General features: G+C 72.4%; 10 protein-coding genes. 7 read left to right on the top strand and 3 right to left on the bottom strand.

The window, feature by feature from the left end; translation table 11 throughout:
* The first annotated feature begins 180 nt into the window (after nt 1-180).
* Nucleotides 181-1254 carry a cation diffusion facilitator family transporter gene (locus tag QCD68_RS07430; protein WP_301222563.1) on the top strand — a complete coding sequence of 358 codons (1074 nt, stop codon included), beginning with the start codon at nt 181-183 and terminating at the stop codon, nt 1252-1254.
* Nucleotides 1255-1272: 18 nt separating this feature from the next.
* Here the strand turns inward: QCD68_RS07430 and QCD68_RS07425 are convergent, their stop codons facing one another.
* Both QCD68_RS07425 and QCD68_RS07420 read right to left on the bottom strand, forming a co-directional pair.
* Entirely contained in the window at nt 1273-2163 is an 891-nt protein-coding gene (locus QCD68_RS07425) for a hypothetical protein (RefSeq protein WP_301222562.1), read from the bottom strand.
* Between the two features lie 72 nt (nt 2164-2235).
* Nucleotides 2236-2835 (bottom strand): TetR/AcrR family transcriptional regulator, encoded by a 600-nt coding sequence (locus QCD68_RS07420; protein WP_181439361.1) that lies wholly within the window; start codon nt 2833-2835, stop codon nt 2236-2238.
* 32 nt (nt 2836-2867) lie between these two features.
* On the opposite strand from QCD68_RS07420, the gene QCD68_RS07415 reads away from it, so the two are divergent.
* The 4 genes from QCD68_RS07415 (at nt 2868) to QCD68_RS07400 (ending at nt 8155) form a co-directional block, all read left to right on the top strand.
* On the top strand, nt 2868-4517 hold the full coding sequence (locus QCD68_RS07415) for an ABC transporter substrate-binding protein (RefSeq protein WP_301222561.1): 1650 nt from the start codon (nt 2868-2870) through the stop codon (nt 4515-4517).
* A gap of 91 nt (nt 4518-4608) precedes the next feature.
* Nucleotides 4609-5616, top strand: coding sequence for an ABC transporter permease (locus QCD68_RS07410; protein WP_301222560.1), 1008 nt, complete (start codon nt 4609-4611; stop codon nt 5614-5616).
* Nucleotides 5613-6536, top strand: coding sequence for an ABC transporter permease (locus tag QCD68_RS07405; RefSeq protein WP_301222559.1), 924 nt, complete (start codon nt 5613-5615; stop codon nt 6534-6536). The genes QCD68_RS07410 and QCD68_RS07405 overlap by 4 nt, the downstream gene beginning before the upstream one ends.
* Entirely contained in the window at nt 6533-8155 is a 1623-nt protein-coding gene (locus QCD68_RS07400) for an ATP-binding cassette domain-containing protein (RefSeq protein WP_301222558.1), read from the top strand. Before QCD68_RS07405 ends, QCD68_RS07400 begins: the two co-directional genes overlap by 4 nt.
* Nucleotides 8156-8243: 88 nt before the next feature.
* On the opposite strand, the gene proP is transcribed toward QCD68_RS07400, so the two are convergent.
* The gene (gene proP, locus QCD68_RS07395; RefSeq protein WP_253462154.1) at nt 8244-9830 is read right to left on the bottom strand and encodes a glycine betaine/L-proline transporter ProP; all 1587 of its coding nucleotides are present in this window, start codon (nt 9828-9830) and stop codon (nt 8244-8246) included.
* A gap of 240 nt (nt 9831-10070) precedes the next feature.
* On the opposite strand from proP, the gene valS reads away from it, so the two are divergent.
* Complete coding sequence (gene valS / locus QCD68_RS07390) at nt 10071-12668, top strand: valine--tRNA ligase (protein WP_301222557.1); 2598 nt, start codon at nt 10071-10073, stop codon at nt 12666-12668.
* A gap of 115 nt (nt 12669-12783) precedes the next feature.
* A complete protein-coding gene (locus QCD68_RS07385) occupies nt 12784-13035 on the top strand; it encodes a hypothetical protein (protein WP_290158165.1) in 252 nt (83 codons plus the stop codon).
* The last annotated feature ends 87 nt before the right edge of the window (nt 13036-13122 follow it).

The following is a 13122-nucleotide window of genomic DNA, read 5'->3' as shown; positions in this document are numbered from 1 at the left end:
CTCGGACCGGCGCGACCGCCTGTTCGTGACCACTCTGCGTCGGGGATGATGACGGTCCCGAACCCGTCCGGTTCTACTGACGGCCCCCGTCGGGTGCCGCGTTCTTCCGGATGACTCCCCGGTGATGGCCGGATCGATGCCTGTGCACCCGACTCTACCGGACGAGAGCATGCTGGAGCGATGCCCTCGTCGACGTCATCCGAGGCTCCGGAGACCACTCCGGACGCCTCGTCCTCCAGCTCGGAACAGAAGCCGGAGTCCCTGCTCACCGTCCTCATCGCGTTCGGCGCGAACCTGCTCGTCGCGATCGCGAAGTCCGTCGCCGCGATGCTCACCGGGTCCGCCTCGATGGTGGCCGAGGCCGCGCACTCGTGGGCGGACACCGGCAACGAGGTGTTCCTGCTCATCGCCGAACGCCGGGGCGCCCGGAAGCGGGACGCCCGGCACCCGCTCGGCTACGGCCGGGAGACCTACATCTGGTCGATGTTCGCCGCGTTCGGCCTCTTCACCGCGGGTGCGATCGTGTCGATCTACCACGGCATCACCGAGCTCGGGGACACCGGACCGGCCGAGGACGTCATGCTCAACTACATCGTGCTGGGGGTGTCGTTCCTGCTCGAGGGCACGAGTTTCCTGCAGGCCTTCCGGCAGGCGCACGGTGCCGCGACGAAGCGCCGGGTGCCGGTCCTCCGCCACGTGCTGCAGTCGTCGAACCCGACGCTCCGAGCGGTGTTCGCCGAGGACGCCGCCGCGCTCGTCGGCCTGGTGATCGCGTTCCTCGGTGTCTTCCTGCACCAGGTCACGGGCCTCGCCGTGTTCGACGCCATCGGGTCGATCGCCGTCGGCCTGCTGCTCGGCGTCGTCGCGATCGTCCTCATCGACCGCAACCGCCGGTTCCTGCTCGGTGAGAGCACGTCGCCCGAACTTGAGGACGCCGTGCTCGTCGAGCTGCTCGCCCGCGACCAGGTCGAGAGCGTCAGCTACCTGCACCTGGAGTTCGTCGGCCCGTCGCGTGTCTACATGGTCGCCGCGGTCGACCTGGTCGGCAACGACACCGAGGAGCACGTCGCCGGCCGGCTCCGGAAGATCGAGCAGTCACTCGAGGACAGCCAGTACGTCGAGGAGGCCGTGCTCACGTTGTCCGTGCCGGGTGCGGCTGCCCTCGTGCCGACCGGGGACGAGATCCCCGAGGTCGTCAAGGACGGGACCGTCGAGGACGTCGCGGCCGGCGGCGCGGGGACCCTCCGCGCCTGACCGGGCCGCGGGGGTCGATCAGCAGTCGGCTTCGGTGAACTCGAGGTCGACCGTCTTGTCGGAGCCCGGGAAGACGTAGGAGTACCGCATCGCGATGTCCTCCTCGAGGATGTCCCGCGTCGCCGTCGTCGAGCAGAGGTTCGACAGCACCGAGCTGCGGATCGCCCGTTCCGAGATCGCGGTCGGGTCGGCGGCGACGCTGTAGCGGTAGTGGATCGCGTCGTCCTCGGCGTTGACCCCGGTCCAGGTCGTGATCGCGTCGACCTGCTTCGGGAAGGTCGTCTGCTCGGTGATCTTCTTGACGCCCTCGTCGACGAGCTCCTGCTTCGACGGACCGCCGAACGAGGACAGGCCCCACCGCACCAGGGCACCGGCGACGAGGAACGCCACGATGCCGACGACGGCCACCAGGACCCGACGGCCGCGGGGCTGCTGCGGGCGACCACCGTACGCGGCGGCACCGCCCGGCTGCATCATCGGTGCACCGCCGCCCTGCCAGGGCTGCTGGCCCTGGGGGCCGGCCGCGCCGGCGGGGTACTGCGGGGGCTGACCACCGTACTGGGGCGGCTGGCCGCCGTACTGGGGCGGCTGGCCACCGAACTGGGGCTGCTGGCCACCGAACTGCGGCGGCTGGCCGCTGTCCTGCGGCGCCTGCTGGCCGCCGGGCTGCCCCGGGAACTGCGGTGCCTGGCCGGCCGGGTACTGCGGCTGCTGCGACGGGTACTCCGGTGCCGGCGCAGCGGCGTCCTGGGGCGGCTGCGCCGGGTACTCCGGGGCCTGCGCGGCGGCGTCCTGCGGCGCCTGGGCCGGGTACTCCGGCGCCTGGGCGGCATCACCCTCGCGGCGCTCCGGATCCGGACCACCCGCTCCGGACGACGACGGCTGCTGCTGATCGGGTGTGTCGGGCACGGTTCCCCCTGGAGTCGGTGGCCGTCCCCCTCGGGCGGCGCACCCAGAACCTACCAGCGGACCGGCAGCGGGTCAGCGCGCGTCGAGCCCCGCCACGACGGGCGTCAACGCGGCACCGACGTACTCGACGAGTGGACGCCGACCGACGCCGTCCGTCACCCAGACCCCGAACGCCGCGGCCGCCGCCCCGAGCATCGCGCCGGCCACGGTCTGCGGCCAGAGCGACCCCGGGTGCTCCCCGGTCCGCCCCGCCACGAAGGACGCGACCGCCTGGTGCTGCGCGGTGACCCGGGTGGCGACGCTCGCGACGAGTTCGGCGCCGACGTCCATCACCTCGGCCTGCGCGATCGCCCACGGCACCCGGTCCGGGTCGTGGGCGCGGGCCGCGGCGAGCAGGGCGTCCTCGACCGCGCGGACGACACTCGACTCGGCAGAGGTCGCCAGGTGCTGCGGCAGGTCGGCCACCGCGGCGTCGAGATCGAGCCACATCACGTCGGACTTCGCGGCGAAGTAGTTGAAGAAGGTGGCGCGGCTGACCCCGGCCCGAGCGGCGATGTGGTCCACCGTCGTCTTGGTGTAACCCTGCTCGAGGAAGAGCTCGGCGGCGGCGTCGGCAAGCACCTCGGCACTCGATCGGCGCGGTCGACCGCCTCGGCGGGTGGGTTCGTCCATGCCCTCCAGTAAAGCGCTAGACTCGCTGAGCCATGATCTTGGACCCAGTACAGAAAAGCCCGGCGCTGCGGCGCATCGTGACCGGCGTCGCCAGCGCGGCCACGATCCTCCTGGCCGTCGCGGCGTGCTCGGGCGGTGGCGCCCCCGGCGACAGCAGCACCCCGGTGCGTGGCGGCACCCTGACCTACGCGTCCGGCGACGCCGAGCCGACCTGCCTCGACCCGCACGTCGGCGGCAACTACCCGCAGGCGCTGCTCGCGACCCAGTACATCGAGGAACTGGTCGGGCTCGACGACGGCAAGCCGACGCCGGAACTCGCCACGAAGTGGTCCACGAGCGACGACGGCAAGACCCTCACATTCACGTTGCGCGACGACGTGACCTTCACCGACGGCACCCCGTTCGACGCCGCTGCGGTCGTGGCGAACATCGAGCACGTGCAGGACCCGGCGACCGCGTCCAGCACCGGCTACCTCGCCCTGCAGTCGATCGCGAAGGCCACCGCCACCGACGACCGGACGGTCACCCTGTCGCTGAGCCGCCCCGACGCCGCACTGCTCGAGTCGTTCTCGCAGCCCTGGGTCGGCATGGAGTCACCGAAGGCGCTGCAGCGCAAGCAGGCCACGAACTGCGAGTCCCCCGTCGGCACCGGCCCGTTCCGGGTCACCGACTGGAAGCACGGCGACCGCGTCACCCTGACGAAGAACGCCGACTACACGCCGCTCGGCGGCTCGACCACGAAGCCCCGCCTCGACGGGCTGACCTGGCGCTTCCTGCCGGACTCGACCTCCCGCTACGCGGCGCTGCAGTCCGGGCAGGTCGACGTCATCGACAACGCGCAGCCCGACCAGCTCACGGCGGCGTCGTCGAAGACCGCGATCCGTGACCTCGACGCGCCCCGACCCGGTGCCTCGAACCGGCTCGAGCTGAACTCCGGTCACGGGGTGTTCCAGGACGAGTCCGTCCGCAAGGCCTTCATCGCGGCGGCCGAGATCGACCCGGGCCTCAAGTCGCTGTTCCTCGGCACCGCGAAGCGCTCGTACTCCGTGCTGTCGAGCGTCGAACCGACCTCGTACTCGGACAAGGCGCTCTTCGGGTACGACCCGTCGGAAGCCGAGCGCCTGCTCGACGCCGCCGGGTGGAAGGAGAACGGCGACGGCGTCCGCGAGAAGGACGGCAAGCCCCTCACCGTCACGTTCCCGGTCTCGACGAACCAGTCGGTACCGGCCGAGCGCAGCCTGTTCCAGCAGATCCAGGCCTCCGAGGCGAAGGTCGGCATCTCGGTCAAGCTCGAGGAACTCGACCTGTCCAGCTGGTACGCCGCGCTGGCGAAGAACCAGTACGACGTCGTGAGTGCGCCGTACACGAAGGTCGGCCCGGACGTCCTCCGCATCCTCTACGACTCCGCGTCGATCACGCCGGCACCGTCGGGCTACTTCGCGAACCTCGCTCAGCTCGACGACCCGGCACTCGACCGGCTGCTCGAGCGAGCCGCGCAGACCGCGGACTCCGCCGAGCGCGCCGACCTGGTCGAGCAGGCGCAGCAGACGATCCTCGAGAGCCGGACCGTCCTGCCGCTCTACGACCAGCAGAACCACTTCCTGTACCGCTCGGCCGTGCACGGCATCTCGACCACGTCGGTCTCGACGCCGTGGTTCGGGACCGCCTGGCTCGCCCGCTGACCCTCCGGTGGTGCACAGTCCGGTGACGGCCGGGAGGCCCGGTGCCCGCCCGCCCCGCAGCTCCCCCGCCGCCGGGTGGGCGCGTTGGGCGGTGCGCCGGCTCCTCGGCGGCGTCGGGGTCCTCTGGGCGGTGGCGACGATCGTGTTCGTCGCCATCCGCCTGATCCCCGGTGACCCGGCACTCGCGATCCTCGGCGGTCCGGGGTCGCAGGCCTCGGCCGAGGCGGTGGCGCAGGTCCGCCACGAGTACGGCCTGGACCGACCGGTGCTGGTGCAGTACGCGGTGTTCCTCGGACGTCTGGCGACTTGGCAGCTCGGCGACTCGTACGCGTTCCGGACGCCGGTGTCGACGCTGTTGGCGCAGGAGCTGCCGGTGACGCTGACCCTGGCGGTCGCGGGGCTCGTCGTCGCCTGGCTGCTCGCGGTCGTCGCCGCGTGGTGGTCGACGCAGCGCGGTCGGGTCGCGGCGCTGCTGACCACCGGGCTGTCGGTGACCGCCAGCGTGATGCCGCACTTCTGGCTCGGCAGCGTGCTCATCGTCGTCTTCGCCAGCAGCCTGGGCTGGGTGCCCGCGGTCAGCGACGGGACGGTCCGCGGCTGGGTGCTGCCGGTGCTCGTCGTCGCGGTGCCGGTCGCCGGGTACCTGGCCGAGACGATCCGCGACGGCGTCGTGGACGCACAGCGCTCGGCGTTCGCACTCGCGGCCCGGGGTCGGGGCGAGTCCCGCGCGGGGCTGTTCGGCCGCCACCTGCTCCGGCACGCGGCGCTGCCCGGCATCGCCCTGTCCGCCTGGGCCTTCGGGTCGCTGGTGTCCGGGGCCGTGGTCGTCGAGTCGGTGTTCGCGCTGCCCGGCATCGGGCGTGCCCTGGTCACCGCGGTGACGCAGCGGGACATGCCCCTCGTCGCCGGGATCGCCCTGGTGTCGGCGGCGGCGTACGTGGTGGTGCTCGCGGTGGCGGACCTCGTCGAGCGGGCGGTCGACCCGCGCGGCACCGACCGGGGCACCCGCCGCGGCGACCCGGCCCGCGGTGCCAGCCAGGCCCGCGGTACCGGCCCGGACCGCGGTGGCGCGACGTCCGACGAGGCGGTGGCGCGGTGAGCGGGATCGTCGACCCGGGCCTCCCGGCCGGACGCAGCAGCACCGCCGGCGTGCCCGGCAGCACGCCGTCCCCAGAGCCCGGCGTCCGCGCCGGACGCCGGTCCGAGCGATTCCGTGGGGGGACGCTCGGCCCGGCAGGGACCGTCGCCGCGGTGGTGGTGGCCGTCGCCGTCGTGGCGGCGCTGTGGCCGGCGCTGCTGGGCGGCGCCGACCCGCTCGCGGTGCACCCGTCCCAGGCGCTCCTGCCGCCCGGCGCCGGCCACCTCTTCGGCACCGACGAGTCCGGACGTGACGTCCTGGCACGGGTGGTCGCGGGGACGCGGGCGTCGCTGCTGGTCGGCGTCGTCGCGACCCTGGTCGGCGGTGGGACCGGGGTGGTCCTCGGGGTCCTCGCCGGACTCGGCGGCCGGGTCGTCGACGCCGTCGTGGGGCGTGTGACCGAGGTCGCCTTCGCCCTCCCGCTGCTCCTGGTCGCACTCGTCGTCATCGCGGTCACCGGGCCCGGACCGGTGCCGGCGATGCTCGCGGTCGGGTTCGCCACGGCCCCCGGGTACGCCCGGATCGTCCGCGGACTGGTCCGGACCGCCCGTTCGTCGCAGGTCGTCGAGACCGCGGTCCTGCTCGGCCGCTCCCCCGCCACCGTCGTGGTCCGGCACGTGCTGCCGGCGGCGCTCTGGCCGGTCGTCGCGGTCGGCACGCTCGGCATCGGTCAGGCCGTGGTGTGGGCGTCGGCGCTCAGCTACCTCGGCGTCGGGACACCGCCGCCGGCACCGGAGTGGGGCGCGATGCTCGCCGACGGCCGCACCTACCTGGCGACCGCGCCGTGGATGAGCACGTTCCCGGGCCTGGCGATCGTGGTCCTGGCGACCGCCGTCACGGTGCTCGGCCGGGCCCTCCGCCGTGCCGGAGCCGCGCGGTGAGCGGCCACGGCAACGCCCTCGAGGTCGCCGGGCTCTCGGTCACGATCGACGGCGTCCCCGTCGTCACCGACGTCACCCTCCGGGTCGCGCCGGGCGAGTGCGTCGCGCTCGTCGGCGCCTCCGGCTCCGGCAAGTCCGTCACGGTCCGGGCCGCGCTCGGTCTGTCCGCCAGCGGGGCTGTCGTCACCGCCGAGCGGCTCGCCGTCGCCGACCAGGACGTCCGCGGCCTGTCGGAACGCCGGTGGCGCGCGGTCCGCGGACGACACGTCGGCTACGTCGGACAGGAGGCCCTGGGCGCCCTGGACCCGCTGCGTCCGGTCGGGCGCGAGGTCGCCGACGCCCTCCGCCTGCACACCGACCTGTCGGCACGTGAGCGCGTCGAGGCGGTGCGTGCCGAACTGGAGGCCGTCGGACTCGACCCCGCACTCGCCGCCGACGGCCGTACCGCGGGCACCCTGTCCGGCGGGATGCGACAGCGTGCCCTCATCGCCGCCGCGACGATCGGCAGCCCCGGGCTGCTCGTGGCGGACGAACCGACCACGGCCCTCGACGCCGGCATCGCCCTCCGCGTGATGGAGCAGCTACGGGCGGCGCAACAGCGCGGTACCGGGTTGCTCGTCGTCACGCACGACCTCGGGCTCGTCGCGGGGTGGGCGGACCGGGTCGCCGTGATGGACGCCGGCCGGATCGTCGAAGTCGGTCCCACGGCGTCCGTCCTGGAGGCCCCGGTCCACCCCGCCACGCAGGCCCTGGTGCGCGCGGCCCGGTCGACAACGGTGGCCCGGTCGACGCCGGCGGCCCATGCCGCCGGTGCTGCGGGCGCGTCGTCGGCGGCCGGTCGCTCGGCACTGCCGGTGCTCGCCGCCACGGGACTCCAGCGGTCCTACCCGGGCGTCGCAGCCGTCGCCGACGTCTCGCTCCGGGTCGCCCCCGGCCGGGTCCTCGGCGTGGTCGGGGCCTCGGGCTCCGGCAAGACGACGGTGGCGCGGATGCTCCTCGGGCTCGAGACGCCCGACGCCGGCACGGTCACGCTCGACGGCGAGGCGTGGGCACCGCTCCCCGAGCACGACCGTCGTGCACGTCGACACCGGATGGCCGCGGTCGTCCAGGACCCCGGCGCGACGTTCGACGAACGGTGGGACGTCGACCGGGTCCTCGCCGACGCCCTGAGCGGCGGGCGCGCACGGCGGGCGACCGGTGCGCTGGGTGACCGGGTCGACGCCGCCCTGCGACAGGTCGACCTGGACCCGGGCCTCCGGACCCGGTCACCGCGCACCCTGTCCGGCGGGCAGCGGCAGCGGCTCGCGATCGCCCGGGCGCTGGCCACCGAGCCGGAGGTCCTGGTCCTCGACGAGCCGGTCACCGCCCTCGACGCGACCGTGCAGGACGCGGTGCTCGGCCTGCTCGAACGGCTGCGCGACGACACCGGTGTGGCGATGGTCTTCGTGTCGCACGACCTGCGGGCCGTCCGGCGCCTGGCGGACGAGGTCCTCGTCGTCCACGAGGGCTCCGTGGTCGAGCACGGCACGGCGGAGGCCGTCTTCGGCCACCCCGAGCACCCGGTGACGCAGCGCCTCGTGCAGGCGGCCGAGCGGCTGGCCGCCGGCCCGTCGGCCTGACGGCCGCCGTCCGCGCCGTCCGGCCACCCACACGACGGAGGCCCGACCCGCGTGACGCGGGTCGGGCCTCCAGGGCGTGTGGTGCGGGTCAGGAACCGGCGGGTGCCTCGTCCTGGGCGCCGTCGCCGACCGGACCGTCGGCGGTCACGATCGGGATCTGGCTGGTCGAGAACTCCTTCGCCCAGTCGGACTGCGCCAGCTCCGACGTCGGGTCGTTGTAGTCGTCGATGACCCCGGCGACCTCGTCCTCGGACCCGACCGTCGGCCCGGAGCCCATCAGCGGCGACGCGGCGGTCTCCTTCGTGAAGTACACCGCGACGAGCCCGATCACGGCCGCCAGCATCAGGTAGAACGCCGGGATGTCCTCGGCCCAGCCGTAACCGGCGTCCTGCGCCCACTTGATGAGCCCGGCGGTGGCGAGCGGGGTGGTCCCGCCGAACAGCGACACCGACACGTTGAACGCGATGGCCAGGGCGCCGTAGCGGATGATCGTCGGGAACAGCGCCGGCAGCGTGGACGGCATCGTCGACGTGAAGGTCACCAGGACCACGCCGAGGATCAGCAGGCCGGAGAACACCCCGACCCCGGTGCCGGACTGGACGAGCTTGAGCGCCGGCCAGGACAGCACGATGAAGCCGATGCAGCCCGCGGCGAGCACCGGACGACGACCGAAGCGGTCGGACAGCCGACCACCGAAGGTGATGACGACCATCATCAGCAGCATCACGACGACGATCAGGATGAGCCCGAACGTGGCGTTCTGGCCGAGGTTCTGCTCCAGGTAGGTCGGCATGTACGACAGCAGCATGTAGTCGGTCACGTTGAAGACCAGGACCAGCCCGATGCAGATGACCAGCGAGCGCCAGTTCTCGGCGAAGAGCTTGAGGAACGGCGTCTTCTGCGACTCGCGCTCGGCGGCCTGCTCCTGCTGCTTCTGGAACGCCGGGGTCTCCTCGAGCTTCAGCCGCAGGTAGAGCCCGATCAGGCCGAGCGGGCCGGCGATGATGAACGGGATGCGCCAGCCCCAGCTGAGCAGGGCGTCCTCGGACAGGCCGAACTGCAGGCCGGTGACGATCGAGGCGCCGAGCACGTACCCGGCGAGCGTGCCGAACTCGAGCCACGAACCCATGAACCCGCGACGCTTGTCCGGCGAGTACTCGGCGATGAAGGTCGCGGCGCCGCCGTACTCACCACCGGTCGAGAAGCCCTGCACGAAGCGGGCGACGAGCAGCAGGATCGGTGCCCAGACGCCGATCGTGTCGTACGACGGGATCAGGCCGATCATCAGCGTGCCGGCGGCCATCAGGATCATCGTCAGCGCGAGGACCTTCTGGCGGCCGATCTTGTCGCCGATCGGGCCGAAGACCGCACCACCGATCGGGCGGACGATGAACGCGGCGGCGAAGAACCCGAAGGTCGCGACGATGTTCGACGCCGGGTCGCCCTGCGGCAGGAACACCTGCGAGATGGTCACCGTCAGGTAGGCGAAGATGCCGAAGTCGAACCACTCCATCGCGTTGCCGAGGGCCGCTGCTGCGACGGCACGCTTGAGCATCGACTCCTCGACGACGGTGACGTCGTCCTCGGTCAGCTTCCGTCGAGCACGCTTCACGGCGCCCTTCGTCCGCAGCGGGCGATCGCCGTGCTGCTGCTGGGGTGTGTCGTTGGCTGGCAAGGTGTTCCTCCGGTGTGCTGTGGCGTCCTTCGGGCTCCCGGCGGGTCGGCCGGGCATCCGGCGAGACAGCGACACTGGCGTCCTACGAACCGCGCTCGCCGGACAAACCCCGGAAGCCTACCAGGTGGGCTGTAGCGCCCCGGCCCACCGGTACGCTGAGGATCGCACCCGCACCACGCGGGGACACTCAGGCACCTCATCACGGACTCGGTGCCGCACATGTGAACGGAAGGCGCAGCCATGACCAAGCCCATGCCCGACAAGCCATCGGTGGACGGACTCGAGCAGGTCTGGGGGCCGCAGTGGGAGCAGGACGGCACCTACCGCTTCGACCGTGACGCCGCCGGCGACCGGTCCGCCGTGTACTCGATCGACACCCCGCCGCCGACCGCCTCCGGCTCGCTGCACATCGGGCACGTGTTCTCGTACACGCACACCGACCTCAAGGCCCGGTTCGAGCGGATGCGTGGCAAGCACGTCTTCTACCCGATGGGCTGGGACGACAACGGTCTCCCCACCGAGCGTCGCGTGCAGAACTACTACGGCGTCCGCTGCGACCCGTCGCTCCCCTACGACCCCGACTTCACCCCGCCGTTCGCCGGCGGTGACGGCAAGTCGAGCAAGGCAGCCGACCAGCTGCCGATCTCGCGCCGCAACTTCATCGAGCTGTGCGACGAACTGACCGTGCAGGACGAGCAGCAGTTCGAGGAGCTCTTCCGCACGCTCGGCCTGTCCGTCGACTGGACCCAGTCGTACCGCACGATCGACGCGACCTCCCGCGCCAGCGCCCAGCGCGCCTTCCTCCGCAACCTCGAGCGTGGCGAGGCCTACCAGGCCGACGCCCCGACACTCTGGGACGTGACCTTCCGCACCGCGGTCGCGCAGGCCGAGCTCGAGGACAAGGAGATGCCCGGCGCGTACCACGGGCTCGCCTTCCACAAGAGCGACGGCAGCGGCGACGTCGTCATCCAGACCACCCGCCCGGAACTCCTGCCGGCCTGTGTCGCCCTCGTCGCGCACCCCGACGACGAGCGCTTCCAGGACCTCTTCGGCACGACCGTGCGCTCGCCGCTGTTCGACGTCGAGGTCCCGGTGCTCGCCCACCACCTGGCGCAGAAGGACAAGGGCGCCGGCATCGCGATGATCTGCACGTTCGGTGACACCACCGACGTCGTCTGGTGGCGCGAGCTGCAGCTGCCGAACCGCTCGGTGATCGGCTTCGACGGCCGCATCCGGTCCGACGAGCCGGCGTGGATCGAGTCCGCCGAGGGCCGTGCGCTCTACGCCGAGATGGCCGGCAAGACCGTGTTCTCCGCCAAGAAGGTCGTCGTGGACGCCCTGACCGAGTCCGGCGAACTGGTCGGCGACGTGAAGACCATCAACCACCCGGTGAAGTTCTTCGAGAAGGGCGACAAGCCCCTCGAGATCGTCTCCACCCGCCAGTGGTACATCGTCAACGGCGCCCGTGACGAGCAGCTCAAGCAGACGCTGCTCGAGCGCGGCGACCAGATCGCCTTCCACCCCGACTTCATGAAGGTCCGCTACGAGAACTGGGTCGGTGGCCTGTCCGGCGACTGGCTGATCTCGCGCCAGCGCTTCTTCGGTGTGCCGATCCCGGTCTGGTACCCCCTCGACGCGGACGGCAACCCGGTGTTCGACCAGCCGATCGTCCCGACCGAGGCGCAGCTGCCCGTCGACCCGTCGTCCGACCCTGCCCCCGGGTTCGACGAGTCGCAGCGTGGTGTCGCCGGTGGGTTCCAGGGCGAACTCGACGTGATGGACACCTGGGCGACCTCGTCCCTCACCCCGCAGCTCGCCGGCAAGTGGGAGACCGACCCGGCCCTCTACGACCTGGTGTACCCGTACGACGTCCGCCCGCAGGCGCAGGACATCATCCGGACCTGGCTGTTCACGACAGTCCTCCGCAGCCAGCTCGAGGCCGACGTGGTGCCCTGGAAGAACGCCTCGATCTCCGGCTTCATCGTCGACCCCGACCGCAAGAAGATGTCGAAGTCGAAGGGCAACGTCGTCACGCCGCTGTCCGTGCTCGAGGCACACGGCGCCGACGCCGTCCGCTACTGGGCGGCCTCGTCGAAGCTCGGTACCGACGCGGCCTTCGACCCGCAGAACCCGAAGCAGATCAAGGTCGGCCGCCGTCTGGCGATCAAGGTCCTCAACGCGGCGAAGTTCGTCTACGGCTTCGAGCTGCCCACCGGCGCCCACCAGGTGACCGAGGCGCTCGACATCGACATGCTCGCCGCGCTCGGCACCGTCGTCGACCAGGCCACCGCCGCGTTCGACGCGTACGACCACGCCCGGGCGCTCGAGATCACCGAACGGTTCTTCTGGACCTTCTGCGATGACTACCTCGAGCTCGTGAAGGAGCGTGCGTACGGCACCGCCCCGGACGCCGGCCACGAGACGCAGGCGAGTGCGGTCCTCGCGCTCCGCGGTGCGATCGACGTCCTGCTCCGCCTGCTGGCACCGTTCCTCCCGTACGCGACGGAGGAAGTGTGGGCCTGGACCCACGACACCAGCGTGCACCGGGCCTCCTGGCCGGTCCGTGCCGACCTGCCGGTCGACCAGGCCGAGACCGGGCTGCTCGCCGCCGTCGGCCAGGCGCTGATCGGCATCCGCGGCGCGAAGACCGCGGCCAAGGCGTCCCAGAAGACGCCGGTGACGCGGGCCGTCGTGCAGGCACCCGCCGCCGTCCGCGAGCTGGTCGAGCGCGCGGCCGTGGACCTGGCGGCCGTCGGCCGGATCCAGGACCTGGCGTTCGTCGACGGTGACGAGTTCGCCGTCGTCGAGATCGAGCTGGCGGAGCAGCCCCCGGCCTGATCCTGACGGACCGGACACCGGACGCCCCGTTACCGTGGAGACACGGGCGGGGCGTCCGTCGTCGCGGCGGACTCCGCCGTCGACACGGCTCCGCCGACACGGACTGGAGGCACGGATGCAGTTGGGAACGCGATGGAACGTGGGCGCGGAACCGCCCGCGCGACTGCCCGAGACGATGGTCGTCGCCGTGCGCGGTGTCGAGGACGACCTGGCGGCGCAGTCCGTCGACGCATCGGCCTGGCGGTGGACGCTGACGTTCCTGGAGGGCAAGCCGATGGTCGAGCTGGACGACGGGACGTCGATCCACCTGGACCCGCTCGGGCACGCGCAGGTGACCGACCCGGACGACGCGGGGTCCGAGGACTGAGTCGTCGGACCCCGCAGACGCCGGCCGGGGCCGGGGGGGGGGGGGGGTCACCCCCCCCGGCGGGCGCCGCCCGGCCGGGCCCCCCGG

This window comes from Curtobacterium sp. PsM8, assembly GCF_030433875.1.
GTDB lineage: Bacteria > Actinomycetota > Actinomycetes > Actinomycetales > Microbacteriaceae > Curtobacterium.
The sequence above is the reverse complement of the archived record's forward strand: the minus strand, read 5'-3'. Positions and strand labels throughout refer to the sequence as shown.